Origin of the sequence: Burkholderia stagnalis (assembly GCF_902830275.1) — a bacterium.
GTDB lineage: Bacteria > Pseudomonadota > Gammaproteobacteria > Burkholderiales > Burkholderiaceae > Burkholderia > Burkholderia stagnalis.
Window position 1 is genome coordinate 47,322 of sequence record NZ_CADESW010000024.1, and the last position, 19,597, is coordinate 66,918.

The window sequence follows — 19,597 nt, forward strand, 5'->3', positions numbered from 1 at the left end:
CTGGCCCCACGCGCGTCGGTCGCCGTTGACGCGGGTCAAGCATGCGCCGCGCCCCGTCGCATCGGATGATTTGCAGCTTTTTCTGCTGACCCCATTACAAAAAACGCGCAAAACGCGCACAATTTCATCTTGTAAACAGATACCGCCAAACATCGGGTGCCGGCCGCGCCCGGTATTCCCACGCTGCCCATGTGCCAGGGCGGCCTCGGAGAGAGTGGCCCGTAGATGACCGCCAGCGGAACCCCAATGCGCGACGCCCGACCGTCCACGCGCTATCAGTCCATGTTACGCCAGCCGCTTGCGGCTGGCGTCGCCGCGCTCGTCGTCGGCGCAGTGCTGTCGCTGTGCGTCGCGCTGCTGGTGCGCGAGCAATGGCAAAGCACCATCCACGCCCGCTTCGAGCGCCGCACCTCGCACGTGACGGCGATGCTGCGCCACGAACTGCAGGCCGGCGTCGCCGTGCTCGAAAGCGCGCGCGGCGCGCTCGCCCTCACGCCGCAGATGACGCTGGAGCAGTGGCGCCAGTATGTCGACGCGCTGAATCTCGACAATGGCCGCTCGCCGGTCAGGCAGCTCGGCTATGCGCCGCTGTCGCCCGAGGCGCGCGTGCTGCTCGCGGGCGCCGGCGCCCCCACGGCCGAGCCGCTCGCCGTCGCGACGCTGAGCGCGCCCGCGTCGGCGGCGCCCGTCGCACGCTTCGGCGGGCCCGACACGGCGTCGTTGCGGCGCGCCGTGCAGACCGGCAATGCCGCGCTGGGCGTCCACTCCACCGATGACGACACCACCCGCGACGGGCGCACCGTCACGCTGTTCCTGCCCGTCGCCGACGAGCCGGCCCCCGCCACGCCGGCCAAACCGGGCACGGTGCGGGACGCCGCGATCGACGGCGTGCTGTTCGCCGCACTCAGCCCGCAGCGGCTGATCGAGCGCGCGCTCGACTCGGAACGCGGGATCGACCTTCGCGTAAGCGCGGACGGCGACCCGCGGCCGATCTTCAGCGCGGAAACCTCCACCGAGGAAGCCTTCGCGTCGCCCGACCTGATGCGCCAGACCGACGTGCTGGTGTTCGGCGGCAGCACCCTGAAGCTCGATTATTCGGCGGACGGCCGGCCCGGCGCGACCGGCGCGCAGCGCGCGGCGGGCACGGTGCTCACGGCGGGCCTGCTCGCGTCGCTCGCGCTCGCGGCGCTCGTGTACGTGCTGCTGCGCGGCCGGCCGGGGTCCGCCGCGGACGTCGGCGCCCGCAGCAGCGGCATCCTCAACGAGGCGCGGATGATGGGCATCATCCGCTCGTCGATGGAGGCGATCATCACGATCGACGAGAAGCAGACGGTCGTGATCTTCAACCCGATGGCTGAACAGGTGTTCGGCGTATCCGCGATGGAGGCGATCGGCGCGCCGCTGTCGCGCTTCATCCCGGAGCGGTTCCGCGCCGCGCACGCGAAGCACGTCGACCAGTTCGGCGTGACGGGCGTGTCCGAGCGGCAGATGGGCCGCCAGCGCGTGCTGTTCGGGCTGCGCGGCAACGGCGAGGAATTCCCGATCGAGGCGTCGATCTCGCAGATCCGCGATGCGTCCGGCAAGCTCTACACGGTAATGCTGCGCGACATCACCGAGCGCGTGCGCGCCGAGAACGCGCTGAAGCAATCGCGCGAGGAGCTGCGCGAGCTGTCGGCGAACCTGCAGAACGTGCGTGAGGAAGAGAAGACGCGCATCGCGCGCGAGCTGCACGACGATCTCGGCCAGCAGCTCACCGCGCTGAAGATGGACCTGTCCGTCGTCGAGCACCAGTTGCGGGCGCCCGACGCGGTGCAGCCGCGCGAGGACGTGCTCGTCCACCTGCAGGGCATGCGGCGGCTGATCGATGCGACGGTCGCATCGGTGCGGCGCATCGCGGCCGACCTGCGGCCGGTGATGCTCGACGATCTCGGCCTCGTGCCGGCGATCGAATGGCTCGCGAACGATTTCACGAACCGCTACGGGATCAATGTCGAGCGCAACATCGAGACCGGCGGCCTCGCCTTCACCAATGCGGGCGCGACGACGCTGTTCCGCATCGTCCAGGAGGCGCTGACCAACGTCGCGCGCCACGCCGACGCGACGCGGGTCGCGCTGACGCTCGACATCGAGAGCGGCTTCTGCGTGCTGCGCATCGCCGACAACGGCCGCGGCGCGGCGCCCGTCACCGGGACGGCGACGCACGAGGAGAAGTCGTTCGGGCTGATCGGCATCCGCGAGCGCGCCCACATGCTCGGCGGCAGCGTGACGATCGACACCGCCCTCGCGCGCGGCTTCTCGATCACCGTCGCGTTTCCGCTGACCACGATTCAACAGGAAACTTCAACCATATGATCAAGGTGCTCATCGCCGACGACCATACGCTCGTGCGCGACGGGTTGCGGCACATTCTGCAGAACGCCAGCGGCTTCGAGGTCGCGGGCGAGGCCTGGGACGGCCCGACGACGATCGCGCTCGTGCGCGCAACCCCCGCGCAGGTGCTGGTGCTCGACTTGTCGATGCCGGGGCGCAACGGCGTCGAGCTCATCAAGCAGATCAAGGACGAAAAACCGGCGCTGCGCGTGCTCGTGCTGACGATGCACGCCGAACAGCAGTACGCGGTGCGCGCGTTTCGCGCGGGCGCGTCCGGCTATCTGACGAAGGAAAGCGCCAGCGCCGAGCTGGTCGGCGCGGTGTCGAAGGTCGCGTCGGGCGGCGTGTACGTGAGCCTCGCGATGGCCGAGCAGTTCGCGCAAAGCCTGAACGAACCGGCCGAGACGCTGCCGCACCAGCGGCTGTCCGACCGCGAGTTCGACGTGTTCCGTCGCATCGCCGCCGGGCAGACGCTGACCGAGATCGCGCAGGCGCTGTGCGTGAGCGCGAAGACGGTCAGCACGTACAAGACCCGGATTCTCGAAAAGATGCAGATGCCGCACGAGGCCGCGCTGGTGCGCTACGCGATGCGGCACAAGCTGCTCGACGAGACGGACGACGTCTAGCCGCGGCAGGCGGCACATGGCCGCCGCGCCGTCATCCCGCTGTCACTTCGCCGGCACCGGGCACGCGAGGTCGCCCTCCTCGCACGACAGGTAGCCCTGCAGGCTCTCGGTGCGCGCTTTCGTCAGATCGTCGAGGCACATCGACACCACCATCGGATAGACGCTGCCGCCCTCCGCGCCCGCGCTCGAGAAGCCGCATTCGGCATCGCGGTATGCGACCCACGCACGCTGCGCCGACACGAGCTTGTCCGCAAGCGGACGGTTGTCTCGCACGCGCGTGGTGACGGCCTGGTAGGCGCGGTTCAGTTCCGCGTCGGATTTCTTGTATGCGCGATCGGCGCACGCGCTCATCGCCGCCTGGTCGGGCGCATTCGCGCAGTTCGCCTGCGCATGGGCGTTCGCTGCCATCGCCAGCGACAGCAGCAAACCGGTCAAGACACGCATGGATGCTCCTTGTTGTTCGTTGATGTGTGGAACCCGATGCCGGGACGGCCGCCCTGCCGTGCCTCGGAGCACGGCGCCGCGCGCCGGGCCGGCGCGCTCGCATGCGCATCGGCCGCCGTGGCGCGGCGACATCGACGGCGATGCTAGCGCACGCCCGCGCGCTTGTCAGCCGCTGCCCGCACGCCGCGGCACGCGCTTGAATATCGCCCTTGCCCGCCTACACTGGAAAATCGATACGCCGCTTCGGTCCCGATATCGCATCCATCCCGCGTTCCCCACACCCGCTGCATTCCTCAGCGCATTCCGCCATCGCATCGCCGCCGCGGCCCGACCTCCTGCCGGCCGCCCGTCGCTGCATCGCGCACGGCGCGCTCGCCTGACCACGAAGGAGGCAACAATGAGCTATCACCTGGAAGGCCGTCTGCTGGAGGTCTGCAATTGCCGCGTGCTGTGTCCGTGCTGGATCGGCGAGGATCCCGATTTCGGCACCTGCGACACGATCGTCTCGTGGCACATGGACAAGGGCACCGTCGACGGCGTCGACGTCAGCGGCTGCACGATCGCCGCCGTCTGCCACGTGCCCGGCAACATCCTGCAGGGCAACTGGACCGCCGCGATCTACATCAACGACACCGCGTCGGACGAGCAGGAGAAGGCGCTGCTGAAGGTCTACACGGGCCAGGCCGGCGGGCCGATCGCCGATCTCGCGAAGCTGATCGGCACCGTCGTGTCGGTCGAGCGCGCGCCGATCACGTTCGACGTCGTCGGCGCGAAGGGCACGCTGAAGATCGGCACCGACTACCACGCGGAACTCGAGCCGTACCTCGGCCCGAGCGGCGCGCCGACGACGCTGACCGACACCGTGTTCTCGACCGTGCCCGGCGCGCCCGTGTTCGTCGGCAAGGCGCCTGTCTATCGCTCGAAGAATGCGGCGATCGGCATCGACGTCAACCTGACGAACCACAACGCGCTGCAGAGCACCTTCCTGTTCGACGCCTGAACAGCGCCGCACGCCGCGCGAACCGGCTGCGTTCGCGCGGCGGCGACGAAACCGGCCATGGCCGCGCTGCCGCATCGACGCGCGCATTTGCGCATCTTCCCGCTCGTGCTCGCGAGCCTCGTCGCGCTCGCGTGGGCCGCGCTGTGGGCGTGGACGCGCAGCCCGTACGGCCGCTACCTCGAACATGACGGCTGGACCGCGTCCGGGCCGGCCGCCGCGCTGTGCCGCGCGCTGCCCGGTGGCGCGGTATGGCTGCCGGCCGTGTTCTCCGCGGCCGCATGGACGCTGATGATTCTCGCGATGATGCTGCCGACCACGCTGTCGCTGTTCAACGCGTTCGCGCGCATCGTCGCGGGCCGGCCGGACCGCGCACGCCTGCTCGTGCTGTTGGGCGCCGGCTACGTCGCGGTGTGGAGCGCGTTCGGGCTGCTCGCGCATGCGCTGCACGCGCTGCTGCTGGCCGGCGTCGCGCAGGTGCCGGCGCTCGCGTGGCGCGGCTGGGTGATCGGCGCGGCCGTGTTCGCCCTCGCCGGCGCGTTCCAGTTCAGTGCGCTGAAGACGCGCTGCCTCGACCGCTGCCGCACGCCGCTCAGTTTCGTGATCAGCCACTGGCGCGGTCGCGCGCCGCACCGCCAGGCGTTCGCGCTCGGCGGCCGGCACGGGCTGTTCTGCGTCGGCTGCTGCTGGGCGCTGATGCTGCTGATGTTCGTCGTCGGCGCAGGCAGCCTCGGCTGGATGCTCGCGCTCGCGGCCGCGATGGCGGTCGAGAAGAACGTCGCGTGGGGGCGGCGGCTCACCGCCCCGCTCGGCTTCGCGCTGCTCGCCGGCGCGGCGCTGATCGCCGCCGGCCATCTGTGAGGCCGCGGTGCGCCCGCTCGCCACGTCCGATCCGGCCAGGCACGCCCAGCCCGTCGCGCGCACCGTGCTGCTGACGGCCGCCGCGATGCTGGCGTTCGCGTCGAATTCCCTGCTGTGCCGTCTCGCGCTGCACGACGCGCAGATCGACGCGGCCAGCTTCGGCAGCGTGCGCCTCGTCTCGGGCGCGCTGATGCTCGCGATCGTGGTTCGCGCGGGCGCGCGCCGCGCGCCGCCGCGCGTGGACTGGCTGGCTGCGACGATGCTGTTCGCGTATGTCGCGTGCTTCTCGTTCGCGTACCTGACGGTGAGCGCGGCGACCGGCGCGCTGATCCTGTTCGGCGCGGTTCAGTTGACGATGTTCGCGGCCGGGCTGTATGGCGGCGAACGGTTCGCCGCGTCGGGCTGGCTCGGGATGGGCGCTGCGGTCGCGGGGCTGCTGTACCTCGTGTCGCCTGGTGTGTCCGCGCCGACGCCGGCCGGCGTCGTGCTGATGTCGGCTGCCGGCATCGCGTGGGGCATTTATTCGCTGCGCGGGCGTGGGCTCGCCGATCCGCTCGCGGCCACTGCCGGCAACTTCCTGCGTGCCGCGCCGATGGCGCTGGTGTTGAGTGTGGTCGCGGCCGGGCGCTTTCATATGACGGCGCGGGGCGTGCTGCTGGCGGTGGCTTCCGGGGCGGTGACGTCCGGTATCGGCTATGTGATCTGGTATGCGGCGTTGAAGCACCTCACTGCGATGCGGGCCGCCGCGGTGCAGTTGTCGGTGCCACCGATTGCGGCGGGCGGCGCGGTGCTGTTTCTTGCGGAGCAGCCGACTTGGCGGCTTGCGATCGCGTCGGCGGCGATTCTTGGGGGGATTGCGCTTGTGCTTGCGGGGCGGGCGACGCTTCAGATCAGTCCGCCGCCCGATGGGCGTAAATGAGCCGTGCGGTTGCCGTCGATCGGGTTTCTAGAAAGGTTTCCCGCGTGGGCTTTCGGCGTAAGGAGTTTCATCGAGGAATAACAGGAGAACACGGGGCAGACCGTCGGCGTTCGGCCATGAAGCGGCCGCTCGACCTCCGCGGCCAGTTCGTCGACAATGCAGCTGCGGAAGACGTCGAGCTCGGAGATATGGACAAAAATCGAGAGTTTTTTCTGCCGTTCGGAATCGACCTTAGGGTTGAGGACGGTACCGCAAGTATCGAATCCGACTTGCCGGAGTCGCTTCCTAGTCATAGCGACCCCGTCGAAAACGCGCGCATCGTTGGGGTCGTTGAAGGCGTCGAGCAATTGTTGCTTTCGCTGGCGCGTGTCGGTATCGATTTATCCAATCCACAGTTCGCGCAGGCAATCCATGACTGCGTAGCCAACTTGCAATCTGGCTGATCGGCAAACGGCCATGTCCGGCCAAGAATAGTCACTCGCTGCTGCGATCGATTGCGCATTCGAGCGACCACTTCGCATCCGTCAACGGCCGTTTGAGACCCGTGATGTGCGTTTCATCGTCGGCCAAATCCGTCATTGAGGTGACGACTTCGGTGAGGCAGATACGCTAAGCTATCGCGCCGAGCGCGGAACGTCACCGTACTCCGCACTAAGCGCTGTTCGAGGAGGATATGTGGACCTAAGCTTGTTTAAAGCACTTGTTGATTCATGCCCCACCCCGTCGGCAGCGGATCTGGCGAAACTTAGAGCTAACGAATCGCTTGCGGAAATACGAGGTTGTTTCCGAGTCGAAGACAGCGACAAAGCGCGCATGGAGGTCCGCGGATTCATTGCTGACCTCGGATTTCGCTTCATGTGCGACCAATCCTCTCCGGATCCCTACCGCGATGTTGCATTTGCCCTCCAGGATGCGCTCAAAGAGCGTGGGCACTCGGTAGAGCCGACGAGCAATTGGACCTATGCGGTCCAACTCGCGTTCACGCACGCAGCTAGATTCCGCACGGGGCTACCCGCCGACCAACAGTGGATTGCGGATACACGGGTAACTTCCCTCTCCAAGGCGATTCGCAGTTTGAGGGGGCTTGGTTATCAGATCGACCTGCCGGCCAGCGGTGGCGTGAATATCCCGGATTCCGAGGTGCAACGATTGGCGGACGAGATAGCCGGTTTGTCCGCCTCTTTGGGGCGCGCGTTGGCATTCAGTGCAGCCGGCGCAATGGGACCCCATTACAGTAGGATGACGGGTCGATTCAGACTCGGGCGCGTCGGGAAGACAATACAGATCGATGCACCACCGGAAATGCCGCTTGCCTATCTTTACCAGCTGGGCCTTCGCTATTTCGCGCATCAGCCGACTGCCTCCAAACCAGAAGAAACATTCGCCCGACTCGTCGACCTCGTGACATGGGCAACGGCATTGCTTGACCTGTCCGTAAGTACCTTCGAATTGATATTCGCGCGACCGTCGGACATCGTAAGCATCATGCAGAAGTCGGCAGTCTACGATTCCGTCTTTTTGGTGGCTCAAGCGAAGCCGTCGCATGCCCGCGAATACATTCAGTGGATTATGTCGCAGGAGGCGCTCGCCAAGCTGGAAGACAAGCGTGGGAGAACGGCCGACCAGATTCTTGCGGTCGCCCTGAGAATGTTACGTGCTTGCGAGCGAGTTGCGCCGCATGACTTCTCCATATTTGCCGTGCAAGATGCTGCGTTCGCTTCGAATCTCGATCTCAAACCAGCAACAGAATTGCTACGCGAGGTCTTCTGTCACCCACAAGACGTCAACCGAAAACTCGTATATCCACCGAGTGATAACGACATAGACGCGGCTTTCCGGCCTCTCGTAGCCGACGGCCAAGCATTCGTGATGCAGCCACCGCCCATGGCGTCGAGAGCCATTGCGAACGCAGCACTCGACTGGTGCAAGAACAACTGGCCAAACAAACGGTTCGACGACGAAGCAATGGGACCGCTGTTCGAGCGATTTGTGCGTGCCAAGATGGAAGAGCGCGGCGTCACCGTACTGCACGGAGAGTACAAAGCCGGGCAGTCGAGTGGCGAATGCGATGCGGTCGTGGAAACGGCGACCGTAATTTGCTTCTTCGAATTGAAGAGCAAGATGTTTACCAGGGCTGCACGCGCGGGCAATGATGTCACCGCCTTGGGAGACCTTGCGCAGGCTCTGGTCCGACCACAAGCTCAGGCCATGGAGAGGCACGCTGTGCTTCAAGAACATGGTGCGATTTCGCTGGAAGGCAATTCATCGAAATCGACGATTGAGCTGAACGGCCGGGAAGTTCTCAAAGTTTCGATTACACGTGGCGAGCTTGGAAGTCTGCACGATCGACCGTTCCTGCAGCACTTCTTGCGAGCAGGATGCGTTTCGACATTTAACACTTTGGATCCAAAGCAGCAGAGCAAGCTAAATGACCTACATGTGTGGTTCGAAAAATTGAGAGGAGCCGCGATGCGAGCGGGTGATGGCGATTTCTATGGGAGAACGTTTTTTTCCAAATCGTGGAGCATCTCCATCTATCAGCTACTCCTTCTGCTTGAACGCACAGCCGACAACGAAACCCTCGGTCAGGAGTTCTTGCGAACGAGGCAGATGATTACGTCGACGCGGGACTTCTACACCGAGTACGAGCACAAGCTCCAACTGGACCAGTTCAAGGAGGCGAATCAGTGACCGTCGGTGTAGTGGACAGGCGGCGCCCCCGCGGCGATCAGGCAACTAAATGTTTCGGTGGTGGGCAAGATAGTGAGCGCGTATGTGACATTGATGCGCTGCATACGGCTGATCCTGGTGCTCTTCCGGTTCTTCCTCCTCGTCCCGCTCGTGCTTGGCTACCTGTCTACAGCGGGTCGCCCGATATCGAAGCAGATAGATAGTCATGCCGCGCTGCGGACTAGTGTCCTTTGATACGCCCGTGTTCATCACAGAGAAATCCGAAGAAAACGGGAACTCTCGTGGCGCGCCTTCGCTAACTTGTCTTTCAGTGACAGTGTTGAACGACCGTTGCACTTGGATACCTGCCCCTCCTGATCTGATTATCTCGACCGGCAGAAAAGGGGCGATCTCGGTCGACCGCATCGGACAGTAGTCGGCCAGAAGGCGACACTTAATCGGTCGGCCAGTTGGGCGGGCGGGTGGCGGGTTAGCATCAAAAACCGGCCCGTCACGATCCACGCCAAATTGACGCGAGGCGGCCATAGCTGTCGGCGACGTTGGCCAAAATAATGCAGGACGATCCGGGACCTACGTCAGGCCGGACGTTTGCAAAACTTTGATCAGACGCCGGAATTCGTCGTTGTCACTGTCGCTCTTCCATCGATTGATGAAACGACAAACCAGTTGCAGATTGCCGCGCTCGTAATGGCCGCTACTTTCGATGCGATCAAGCGAGCACAGCATCTCCGGGTCTGTCTCCACACCCATGAACTGAAGTTGAAGAGAGGTGATCGCGCACAGGTTTTGCTGCTGCTTGGCGAGATCCTTGATGTGTTCCTCGAGTTCGGGCTGCGAGGAAAACATCATGTCCTTGTTTTTCAAGGTACGAGTGACGTCCTGGCCGTTCGCGTAGGCCGTCGTCTGCATGGCTGTGTACGCCATTTGCCATGCGGACTTAGCGATCGGATCGTAGTTCGTTACTTGGCCTTTGCCGGACTTCTGACGGGCGGCTTCCCAACGCGGCTGCGAATGCCACTGCGCAAGACTGTCGCCGTTGATCAGTGCGAGTGCATAGTCGGGATGGGTCGCCACAGACTGAACTGTGGCCTCCGTCGTGAGGAACCAGCGAGCGGTCGGATGAATTTCTTTCCAGAGGATACGGTTGCCTTTCCTATCGCGGTTCGACCACGGTTCCACCGGCTTATGCGTAATGTAGATCTCGCTCGTCTTACCGGTCGGATCGTTCCATGGCTCGAGCGTGGTAGTAGCCGGCTCTGCCTTCGACACGGTCCACCACAGGTAGTCGCCATCGCGATGGATCCAGATGTCACCTGCTGTGCCAAGAATGATCTCTGGTAGATTGAACCAGCGTCCCGCTGTCTGCGCTACCGTGCCAAGCGTCTTGGCAACGGCAATATAGCCCTCACGATCACGGCGTTCCCAGAACGGACGCAGTCTTACATCTTCGAACAGGGCGATCGTGGATCGCTCAAGACACGTTGGCCAGAGATGGTTCTGGATGCCGAGATTTGCAATGTATATCTTCATGCGGCAAGTCACCGTCGTTTAATTGCGGAGTATAAAGTAGTCAGCAAAAGGAGGGCCACAAAGGTCCTTCTATGCTCGATTGCCCAACTGGATTACTGTGCAAGCTTTCATGTTTTTTCGGTGTTCGCCATCGGGATGGTGTTTATCATGTCAACCGTCGGCTCATTAAGCACATCTGCAATTGCAATCGGCGCGGTTACGTCGTATGGACGAACAGGCGCATGAGTGCTGGCAACATGGACTTTGACAACGGGACGAACTTCCGAAGTCGACCGCCAAGCAGCCATCTATTTCCACGATTACGATTGGCTGCTCAGGGTCGGATAGCGCCCGCCGGAAAAGGCGCACACTCAATCTCCCTTTGCTTGAAAGGAGATTGTCATGGAATCCGAGAATGTCGTCGTTCGTGACCGTGTGCCATGGAACAAGGGCAAGCTCACCGGGCAGAAGCCGCCGTTAAAACTCCGAGAAATCTGGGCGATTCGGACGCGACTTCAAATGGCGCCGAACCTTCGTGAGCTCGCAATGTTTAATCTCGCAATTGATAGCAAGCTCCGAGCGTGCGATCTTACGCGGTTGCTGGTTCAAGATGTCCGCCACGGAAGCCACGTGGCGTCCAGAGCGACAATCATGCAGCAGAAGACCCAGCGGCCGGTGCAATTCGAGATCACGGAACAGACCCGTGAGAGCCTCGAAGCTTGGATCGAAGCGCGAGGACTGAAGGCGGCGGATTTTCTGTTCCCGAGTCGGTCGCACACGTCACCGCATCTGTCGACGCGGCAATATGCCCGGCTGGTACATCGTTGGATTGCATCGATTGGCCTTGACGATACTGCATACGGAACCCATACGATGCGCCGCACAAAAGCTTCGCTGATCTACCGGCGGACGAAGAACCTTCGGGCGGTGCAGTTGCTGCTCGGACACACGAAGCTGGAAAGTACGGTTCGCTATCTCGGCATCGAGGTCGACGATGCCCTTGAGATGGCGGAGCAGACGGAGGTTTGATGGCATCACGGCCGGCGAGCGGTCGCTTGCCGGCCATGAACGGTCGGTCGACGTGTTCACCAAAATCGTCGACAATCACTAGCCACGGACGACGAAATTAAGGTCGGTAGTAGGATATGCCGCAGACGCCGATGCCCTATTGCCGTAGAAAACCTTTTGAAGCTCCCAAGGATTCGAGTCATGCCCTACCGTCTCTACAGAAGAGACCCAGTAGTGAAGGGTCAATGGTATGTAGTTCTTAAGTGTAAAGGTTGTCACGAACTCATTTACGTTCTTGACGACATGTCCAACGGGACACGGCCAATTACATTCGCAGGCGATGGGGATCTCAGTGTTCCGTGCAGACGATGCATGCACGATGGCCTTTATTCTCCTAGTGACCTGCAAATCGTAAAATCTGAAGAGTCTTTTCCTTCAACATATCCGGAAAGAGAAGCGGTCTCAAATTCACCAAGGAAACCGCTCACTAGATCGTACCCGGACGCAAAAGTCACTATGGGGGTCGGCTATATCGAGGACCGTCCGAAAGCGGCGGCGCTTGTGGGGCGAATCATAACGTCCTGGGCTGACGTCGAAGTTCAAGTTACCCGACTACTCGCAGAACTGATGGGAGCCAATATCCCTCAAGTTGCAGCCGTCTTCGGTTCATTGCGGAATAGTCGCACGCAGTCTGATGCGCTTGGCGCCGCTGCCGAGGTGGTGTTGAATGGAAATGATCTCCTGTTGTTCCAGGCTTACATACTTCGAAAGGCATCTCTTGAGAAAGAGCGAAATGACCTCGCTCATGGATGTTTCGGTGTATCTGTGAACATTCCGGATCATATTATCTGGGTGTCGCAGTCGGACCTCCTTGCGTTTAATGCGGCCCATAAGGCGAATCAAAACATATTTGATCTGCGGGAAAAACAGTTTGTTTATGAACTAGGTTCGTTAGAGCGTATCGCAAGGGAAATCGCAGAATTTTATGATCAGTTGGGATTCTTAACAGGATATTTGTCTGCGCGTCACAACGGACCTGCGGGAGAAGCTTTTCGCGCGACTAGATACAACGAGCTGTGTAATCAGCCTCACATCAAGGATGCACTTAAGTCTATACAAGCCAAAAGGACTTCAGCTGGAAAGAAAAAATCTTGACCAATGCGGGCAGCTTGCATCGCACCCGTTTTCGACTAGTCTGTGAACCGGTGTGAAAACGAGCCGCAGATGACCTCTTCCGGTTGCTCCGGGCGACTGCAACGGGTCGGCTTTCGCCGGTCACCACGGCAGTTGCCGGCCACAGGCGGTCGGTCGATGAGTGAAGCTCGTCAACAAGTCACATTTAGGCGTTTGACCAGTTACGCCAATAAGGCGTACCTCCACGCTACCAACAAGACGGAGAAGCGCAGGGTCCTCCGAGGCCGACTGTCCGAGTCGGGCGCGCAACAATAGCGACAGTGCCTAACAGAAAACCATGATGAGCAAAGCGCTGAATGTACCGCCGAAGTCGGTGGCGCTGTCTCATTCCCGAGGTCGGTCTAGTGCTCCGGCACAGCAGCGCCTGACGCTATTTCCATAGCGCCACAGTCCCACATTCGATTCCGTTACACTGAGTTCGGAGTCGTGTCGCACGGGATCGCGCGATCGGCTGCCCAGACGTCAAAAGCCTCCAAACCCACTTTCCGATTGCAGCTCTCTATCGACGAACGACCATGGCAGAACCCACAACTGAGACCACACTCGCGCCATTCGAACTTTATCTTGCATACGACTATTTGCCGGCGAGGCAGTATGGCCAAATCCTCACGACTTTAGATGAGCTGTACCAGTCGCTGACACGCTCGCAATTCGACGAACTCAACTTTCCTTGGTACCTCCGCCGCCCTTTCGCAGCCAGCCCAATAGCGCCACCACTTTGTATTGAACGCGTCGAAACTGGTCAATCTATCAAATGTCGATTCGCTGGAGTGGGGGAATCGGGGAAGCTGAAATGGGAGAACTGGGATCTTGAATTCGTCATCCCTGTATTTATGGCGCCTCTCGTCGCGCTTGCTGGAATAATCGCGGGCGGAGTATGGGTCTGCGACCACTACCTCGACTTGCGCGTCAAGCAATCGCAGATAGACCTCAACCATGCGCAGGCGGAGGTCGCGAAGCAGCAGGCATACATGAACGCTGCGCAGACCGAGCAAGCTCGCAGTCAGGCAGAGCTCAACCACGCGCTCGCCGCAGATGCGCTTCGGCATGCAGAGGTCAACGCCGCGCAGGCAGAGGAAACAAGACTTCGCACCCATCACCTTATGCAGCAGCATGTAGAACGCCATGAACCGCCCAAATCAGAGCCCGCACGTAGCGTGCACTTCGAAGTGCAAGCGCAGGTTCAGAATTTCTACGCTCTGATCAATCAACCTAACATTACCCGATCGACCGTGAATGGATTCGATGTCCGTGCACCAAGCGACACCGATGATCTGAGATAGCGAATCTCACGCGGGTTGGCACCTGTAAGGTGCAGGCGAGTTAGCGACCCAAAGTCAAACGCAGTTGAAAAGGCGCTGGCTCGCACGACGTCTGCCGTGAGAGTACAAACAGGCGAGACATCTCCCGCTTTTCCAATCGGCCAAATGCGTGCGGGCTTTCGACCACTCGAGTGGCGGGTTTTGGCATTTCTGAGAGTCCGCTCCGGGTCGATAGCGGTAGTTCGGCGGCCGGTGCCGGAGCGCGACTGTCGACCAACTTCGAGCTCCCGGGTTCGGCCAGTTGCGGTCATTCGAGGACCGTTTTCCCGAGGGCCCATTAAATACCCACGCGCCCGTTCGGTGAGGCTAAAATATCCATCCGCCGTGCCTCCAGACACGGACGGCGCACGTATGGTCCACCTCGCGCACCGTCCGCAGGAGAGGATTACTAGGTGTTGGCGGCAGCAAATGCACTGGAGTAAGCTTTCTTGAGAAACGTTTTTACAATCGACGTGACGAACGCGTGAGCCTCTTCAAGAGTCATTGACGCGGTTTTATTCTGCTTTACAATCTGCTTGAAGCCGTGGCGAGAGTCGAAACCTGATAACGAAAAGTTGTTAGCGGTGTTGGTGAAAGCCTTCCGGGTTTTGTCATCGGTGCCTAAGTCAATGGATTTCGCTGCCGCAAACTGCTCCACCGCCTCCATAAGCTTGTAATATGTAACCCAGCCGGCTTCCATATTCAGATATTTGAGGATGAAGTAAACGTCTTGGTTTTCCGTTGCGAGATGTATCAGGGAGAACGTGGCCGAAAGCCTTCTGCCATGCTCCCGTTCCTCGTCAATTCGCTGCTGCGGGAATGGAGGTGGCCCAAGTAGGGCTGCTGAACTTTCCATCGGTTCCCACTTGACCCCTGCAGAAGAGCCTTTGTACAGCAACGAGTTAATAGACACCCTCCGGATGTTGTAAGAAAAAAGTGCACTTGCACCGTTGAAAAGACCAACGAGCTCATACCCCACTTGCCAAATCGTGTGCGAGTCAGTTTCATCCTGCGCATATAACGTTGTCATTCTGAAATCATCGTTGCGACAATCCAGATAATGGTCGATGCCACCACCAACGCGAAAATATGCGGTTCCGAGCGACTCGGAAAGATCACGCAGTTCGTGGGGGTTCCCGTCGATGGCAAACTCCCAATCCATATAGTTTTCGCTCATATTTCTTTATATGTTGTTAAAGTGCTGACGAGCATGTGGTTTGTCCGTTGCGATGATACCTTCTCTCACTTCCGTTGCGGTGCTCTGTGCATCATGAACGGCCGTTTTCAGGAAATCTGAAGGGCAGCTCGGGGTCGGCAAGCGCCAACCACCGAAATTCACGAAAAACAAAAAAGCCTGCACTCGACATGAGTGCAGGCTTTTTCCCTTCTGGCTTGGCGATCCGGCAGCCCTGAACGGCCGCCGGCATCCGACGCTCAATGACCCCGATAAATCTCCGACGCATCCCCCGCAGCCGGCACAACCACCCGCTGGCCCGCTTGCGACACGGCGGCGGCATTCGCGCCATAACCCGTCGTATCAGCCTGCGCGCCGGTGTTCTGCGCGGCGGCGATCTTGGCCTGCGCGGCCTGGATGTTTTCCGGGTAGTTGATCCAGTCGTTCGGGTTGTAGCCGGCCTTTTCGAGCTGGGCCAGTTCGGCGCGCACTTGCGCGCGGGTCAGCGGCTGCTGGTTCGATTGGGCGAACGAAGCGACCGGGGCGGCCACGATGACGGCCAGTGCAACTGCGTTGATCAGCGATTTCATGATTCAGAACCTCCGAGATTGTTTTTTCAAACGCATCGGACTCTGGGTTCGGTGCGCATGAGTAGAAGTCTAGGAGGCTCGACTATCAGGGTAAATACTTAAATCGCGAATTCACTGTTGACTGGAATCGGACAATCGACGGGAATTTTCCACATTCATCAGATGATTAGCCGCATTGACATACAGAATCCCGCCAGCCACGCTCAGCCCGCCCCGCCCTCCGACGCCATTAGCCTGTCAAACAGCAACGCCTTCAAACGCAGCACATCGGCCGCTTCCATGTCGCCATAAGCGACGTGATGCAACACGAGCGCCGGCGCGGCCGGGTCCGCGTGTGTGTGGCGCACCGTGCCGTCCAGCGCCAGCAGTGCGACGCTGCCGCCGACCTCGTAAGGCAGCCGGATGCGCAACGGCTCGCCCGCCGGCGCGATCGTCTCGGTCGCGGCGATCGACAGCCCGCTCACGCTGATGTCGTGAACGATGCCGAAGCTGCCGACGCCGTCCTGCCCGCTGCTGCAGCGGGCGGCGAGCCGCGCCGGCACGCGCGGCTCCGAGCGGGCGCGCAGCCGCTCGACGAAGCCGGGCGGCGACAGGATCATGTACGGCGACGGCGCGGCCTGCAGCACGTCGACGGTCGCCGCGAAGCGAAACACCGCGGCGCGCCCGATCGCGATCACCTCGACGTCGTCGCCGCGCGCGAACGCCAGCACCGCCCCGTGGCGCGGCTCGACGAACAGCGACTGCGACGCGCCGTGGCCGATCACCCGGCAACGCTGCATCGTCCGCGTTTCGCCGACCCGCCGGCGGATGCCGACCACCCGGCCGATCGACAGCCCCATGCCCGCGACCGCGGGCACGCCGTCCGGCGGCGCCTGCCGGGCGACTTCGCCGCGCCGCGCGGGGCGGAAATGGTCGAACAGGAATGCATGCTGCGCGTGGTCGTGCAACGTGGTGCCGGCCGGCAGCAGCGCTGCGCCGCCGATGTCGTAGACATCGAAGCCGACCGGCGTGCCGGCCGCGAAATCGTCGCGCTCGAGCGCGACGTAATCGTAGAAATTGCGCATCAGGGAACGCGGCGCGGCCGCGGGGCTGTCGTATTGGCGGTATTACGGCAGCCCCGCGCAAAACCTGAACGCGCGGATCAGTACACGCTGCTGGCGCCGGTCGGCGGTTGCGTGTCGGCCGGCTCCGGCGCGGGCGGCGACGCAGGCGCGGCGGGCGACGGGGTTGCGACAGGCGGCGAGCCGGCGGGCGGTGTCGCATTGCCCGCACCGTTCGACGGCGGCTGCGGCGCGCTGCCCGCGCTCGCCCCCAACGCCGCCGCCGATGCGGCCACCTCGGACGCCGGCACCCATTCCTCGACGACGCCGCCCGACGCGGCTTCCGGCGCGGACGCCGCCGACGCGGCGCTCGCCTCCTCTTCCTCCGGCTCCGGCGCACGCCGGATCTTCGCCGTGGGCGGCGTTTTCGTCTCGGTCTTGAACCAGCTGCCGAACAGGCCGGTCACCCGTTCCTGCATCGACGCGAACCAGCCCGGCGACGGCTCGGTGTCGAACTTCGCCTTGCCGTCGATCAGCCGCGCCCGCAGCGCCCGCTGGAACACGTCGCCGACGATCGGCAGCGCGCTGTGCGCGCCCTGTCCCCAGTAATCGCTGCGCAGCGTCACGCGGCCGTCGTCGAAGCCGACCCACGCGCCCGCGACGAGGTTCGGCTGCATCAGGATGAACCAGCCGTCCGCGTTGTCCTGCGTGGTGCCGGTCTTGCCCGCGACGTCGCCGCGAATCCCGAAGCGCGTGCGGATGCTCGTGCCCGTACCGCGATCGACGACGTCGCGCATCACGTCGACGAGCGTCTTGTCGACCTCGGCGTCGAGCGCGCGCTCGGGCGGCGCCGGCGCGAACTCGGCGAGCACCTCGCCGTCGCGGGTCTCGATGCGCGTGACCATCTGCGGTTCGACGTACAGACCGCCGTTGGCGATCGTCGCGTACGACGCCACCATTTCCTTCAGCGTGACCGGGCTCGTGCCGAGCGCGAGCGACGGCACGCGTTCGAGCGTGCTGTCGCGCACGCCCATCGAATACGCAAGCCGCGCGACCTTGGCCGGCCCGAGCTTGTCCATCACCTGCGCGGTGATCCGGTTGCGCGACAGCGCGATCGCGTCGCGCAGCGTCATCGGCTTGCCGGTCGGTGGCGCGTCGTCGTTCGGCCGCCAGATCTCGCCGCCCTTCAGCGCAATCTCCACCTGCTGGTCGATGAACGTGTCGTCGGGCGTCATCCCGCTCGCGAAAGCCGCGCCGTAGACGAACGGCTTGAACGTCGAACCCGGCTGGCGGCGCGCCTGCACGACGTGGTCGAACGGCTCGCTCGTGAAATCGCGGCTGCCGACCCACGCGCGGATCTGCCCGTTGCGCGGGTCGATCGCCAGAAAGCCCGCCTGCACGTCGGTCTTCGTCTTGCACAGCGCGCGCATGAAGCCGCGGTCGGCGGCGAGCGCCTTCATCGCGGCGGCGTCGCCCTTGCCGGCGTCCTGCATCGCCTTGTATTCCGGCGCCTCGCGCATGAACATGCGGAACACTTCGTTGTCGGTCCCGCAGCCGTCGCGGCCGCTCCATGCGCCGTTCGCGATGCCCTGCAGCGCGTTCGCCTGCTGCTTCAGCGCCTGCGTCGCCATCGCCTGCAGGCGCGCGTCGATCGTCGTGCGCACGATCAGGCCATCGGAGTAGATGTTGTAGTCGTTGCGGTCGGCCCACGCGATCAGCCACTTGCGCAACTGCTGCGCGAAATGCGGCGCGGGGCCCGGCGGCTCCTTCTGGCGCTCGAAGTCGACCCGCAGCGGCCGGCGCTTGAGCTGTTCGAACTGGGCCGGCGTGAGCTTGCCGTACTTCACCATCTGGCCGAGCACCGTATTGCGCCGCTGCAGCGCGCGCTCGGGGTTCAGCACCGGGTTGTAGTAGCTGTTGCCCTTCAGCATCCCGACCAGCGTCGCGCTGTCGAGCACGTCGAGCTCGTCGGCCGACTTGTCGAAATAAGTGCGCGCGGCCATCTCGACGCCGTACGCGTTGTACAGGAACGGCACCGTGTTCAGGTAGGTCTCGAGGATCTGCGGCTTGCTGTAGACCGCCTCGATCTTCAGCGCGGTGATCGCCTCCTTCAGCTTGCGCGTGAGCGTCGGCGCGCGGCCGATCTCGTCCGGGTACAGGTTGCGCGCGAGCTGCTGCGTGATCGTCGAGCCGCCCTGCCGGCTGCCCGAGAACGTATGCAGCGCAGCCCCCGCCGTGCGCCGCCAGTCGAGGCCGTGATGTTCGTAGAAGCGGTGATCCTCGGTCGCGATCAGTGCGTCGATCATGTGCGGCGAGATCTGCTTGAGCGCAACCCATTCGCGGTTCGACGGCTTGAATTCCGCGAGCAGCTTGCCGTCGGCCGACAGCACCTGCGCGGGCTGGTCGACGCGCGCCTTGCGGATGTCGCCGATGCCCGGCGTGAACGGGACAAGCGCGAGCACGTACAACAGGAACAGCGCCGGCACGGCGGCGACGGCAAGCACGACGCCGCGGCGCGTCGGATGACGCAGGCGGAACCATGCGACGGCGAGAAGACGCTTGACCGGCGCGGCGGCGGCGGCCGCGACGGGTTGGGCGCGCGCGATCCACTTGGCACAGAGGTCACGCACTGACGACACGTTTCGGCGATTCACGCGGATGGGGGATCTGCTGGAAAGGCAGCATCGTACCAAAACTTGCGCGGCCTTCCGGCGGGTTGGCCCCCGGCGCCCCCGGTGCACGCGCCGGCGATGCGTGCAAAAAAGGCGCGCGCCCGGGAGCCGGGAACGCGCGCCAAGCCTGGTACTGCAAGCGGTTCAACGTGTGATCGGCTGTCGAACGGGCTGTCCGTCAGGCGAACGCACGGCAGGGTC

At 62.9% G+C, this 19,597-nt stretch carries 16 protein-coding genes; 10 read left to right on the plus strand and 6 right to left on the minus strand.

What is annotated here, in order from left to right:
• Positions 1-225 precede the first annotated feature (225 nt).
• Positions 226-2,352, plus strand: coding sequence for a PAS domain-containing sensor histidine kinase (locus HWY45_RS30520; protein WP_081069730.1), 2,127 nt, complete (start codon positions 226-228; stop codon positions 2,350-2,352).
• The gene (locus HWY45_RS30525) at positions 2,349-2,996 is read left to right on the plus strand and encodes a response regulator (RefSeq protein WP_017329510.1); all 648 of its coding nucleotides are present in this window, start codon (positions 2,349-2,351) and stop codon (positions 2,994-2,996) included. Before HWY45_RS30520 ends, HWY45_RS30525 begins: the two co-directional genes overlap by 4 nt.
• A gap of 42 nt (positions 2,997-3,038) precedes the next feature.
• Here the strand turns inward: HWY45_RS30525 and HWY45_RS30530 are convergent, their stop codons facing one another.
• On the minus strand, positions 3,039-3,440 hold the full coding sequence (locus tag HWY45_RS30530) for a lysozyme inhibitor LprI family protein (protein ID WP_059566723.1): 402 nt from the start codon (positions 3,438-3,440) through the stop codon (positions 3,039-3,041).
• A 397-nt stretch (positions 3,441-3,837) separates the two neighbouring features.
• Here HWY45_RS30530 and HWY45_RS30535 point away from each other — a divergent pair, with 397 nt between their 5' ends.
• The 5 genes from HWY45_RS30535 (at position 3,838) to HWY45_RS30555 (ending at position 8,908) form a co-directional block, all read left to right on the plus strand.
• Positions 3,838-4,440, plus strand: coding sequence for a DUF1326 domain-containing protein (locus HWY45_RS30535; protein ID WP_059566771.1), 603 nt, complete (start codon positions 3,838-3,840; stop codon positions 4,438-4,440).
• 57 nt (positions 4,441-4,497) lie between these two features.
• Positions 4,498-5,298 carry a DUF2182 domain-containing protein gene (locus HWY45_RS30540; RefSeq protein WP_059807685.1) on the plus strand — a complete coding sequence of 267 codons (801 nt, stop codon included), beginning with the start codon at positions 4,498-4,500 and terminating at the stop codon, positions 5,296-5,298.
• 85 nt (positions 5,299-5,383) lie between these two features.
• A complete protein-coding gene (locus tag HWY45_RS30545; protein WP_414143475.1) occupies positions 5,384-6,217 on the plus strand; it encodes a DMT family transporter in 834 nt (277 codons plus the stop codon).
• Positions 6,218-6,333: 116 nt separating this feature from the next.
• Complete coding sequence (locus HWY45_RS30550) at positions 6,334-6,660, plus strand: hypothetical protein (RefSeq protein WP_059880913.1); 327 nt, start codon at positions 6,334-6,336, stop codon at positions 6,658-6,660.
• A gap of 244 nt (positions 6,661-6,904) precedes the next feature.
• A complete protein-coding gene (locus HWY45_RS30555; RefSeq protein ID WP_150998690.1) occupies positions 6,905-8,908 on the plus strand; it encodes a hypothetical protein in 2,004 nt (667 codons plus the stop codon).
• A gap of 570 nt (positions 8,909-9,478) precedes the next feature.
• Here HWY45_RS30555 and HWY45_RS30560 read toward each other — a convergent pair.
• Complete coding sequence (locus HWY45_RS30560) at positions 9,479-10,438, minus strand: hypothetical protein (RefSeq protein ID WP_059880919.1); 960 nt, start codon at positions 10,436-10,438, stop codon at positions 9,479-9,481.
• 381 nt (positions 10,439-10,819) lie between these two features.
• Here HWY45_RS30560 and HWY45_RS30565 point away from each other — a divergent pair, with 381 nt between their 5' ends.
• The 3 genes from HWY45_RS30565 to HWY45_RS30575 all read left to right on the plus strand — a co-directional run bounded on the left by HWY45_RS30565 (position 10,820) and on the right by HWY45_RS30575 (position 13,902).
• A complete protein-coding gene (locus HWY45_RS30565; RefSeq protein WP_059880922.1) occupies positions 10,820-11,446 on the plus strand; it encodes a tyrosine-type recombinase/integrase in 627 nt (208 codons plus the stop codon).
• Positions 11,447-11,797: 351 nt separating this feature from the next.
• A complete protein-coding gene (locus HWY45_RS30570) occupies positions 11,798-12,580 on the plus strand; it encodes a hypothetical protein (RefSeq protein ID WP_150998684.1) in 783 nt (260 codons plus the stop codon).
• Positions 12,581-13,134: 554 nt separating this feature from the next.
• Positions 13,135-13,902, plus strand: coding sequence for a hypothetical protein (locus tag HWY45_RS30575; RefSeq protein WP_150998681.1), 768 nt, complete (start codon positions 13,135-13,137; stop codon positions 13,900-13,902).
• A gap of 427 nt (positions 13,903-14,329) precedes the next feature.
• Here HWY45_RS30575 and HWY45_RS30580 read toward each other — a convergent pair whose 3' ends face one another.
• The 4 genes from HWY45_RS30580 to HWY45_RS30595 form a co-directional block, all read right to left on the minus strand.
• The gene (locus HWY45_RS30580; RefSeq protein WP_059880928.1) at positions 14,330-15,097 is read right to left on the minus strand and encodes a hypothetical protein; all 768 of its coding nucleotides are present in this window, start codon (positions 15,095-15,097) and stop codon (positions 14,330-14,332) included.
• Between the two features lie 257 nt (positions 15,098-15,354).
• Positions 15,355-15,684, minus strand: coding sequence for a DUF4148 domain-containing protein (locus tag HWY45_RS30585; protein WP_059880931.1), 330 nt, complete (start codon positions 15,682-15,684; stop codon positions 15,355-15,357).
• Between the two features lie 203 nt (positions 15,685-15,887).
• Positions 15,888-16,748, minus strand: coding sequence for a PilZ domain-containing protein (locus HWY45_RS30590; RefSeq protein ID WP_059880933.1), 861 nt, complete (start codon positions 16,746-16,748; stop codon positions 15,888-15,890).
• A 77-nt stretch (positions 16,749-16,825) separates the two neighbouring features.
• Positions 16,826-19,363, minus strand: a complete 2,538-nt coding sequence (locus tag HWY45_RS30595) for a penicillin-binding protein 1A (RefSeq protein WP_059881019.1) — start codon at positions 19,361-19,363, stop codon at positions 16,826-16,828.
• Positions 19,364-19,597: the final 234 nt, after the last annotated feature.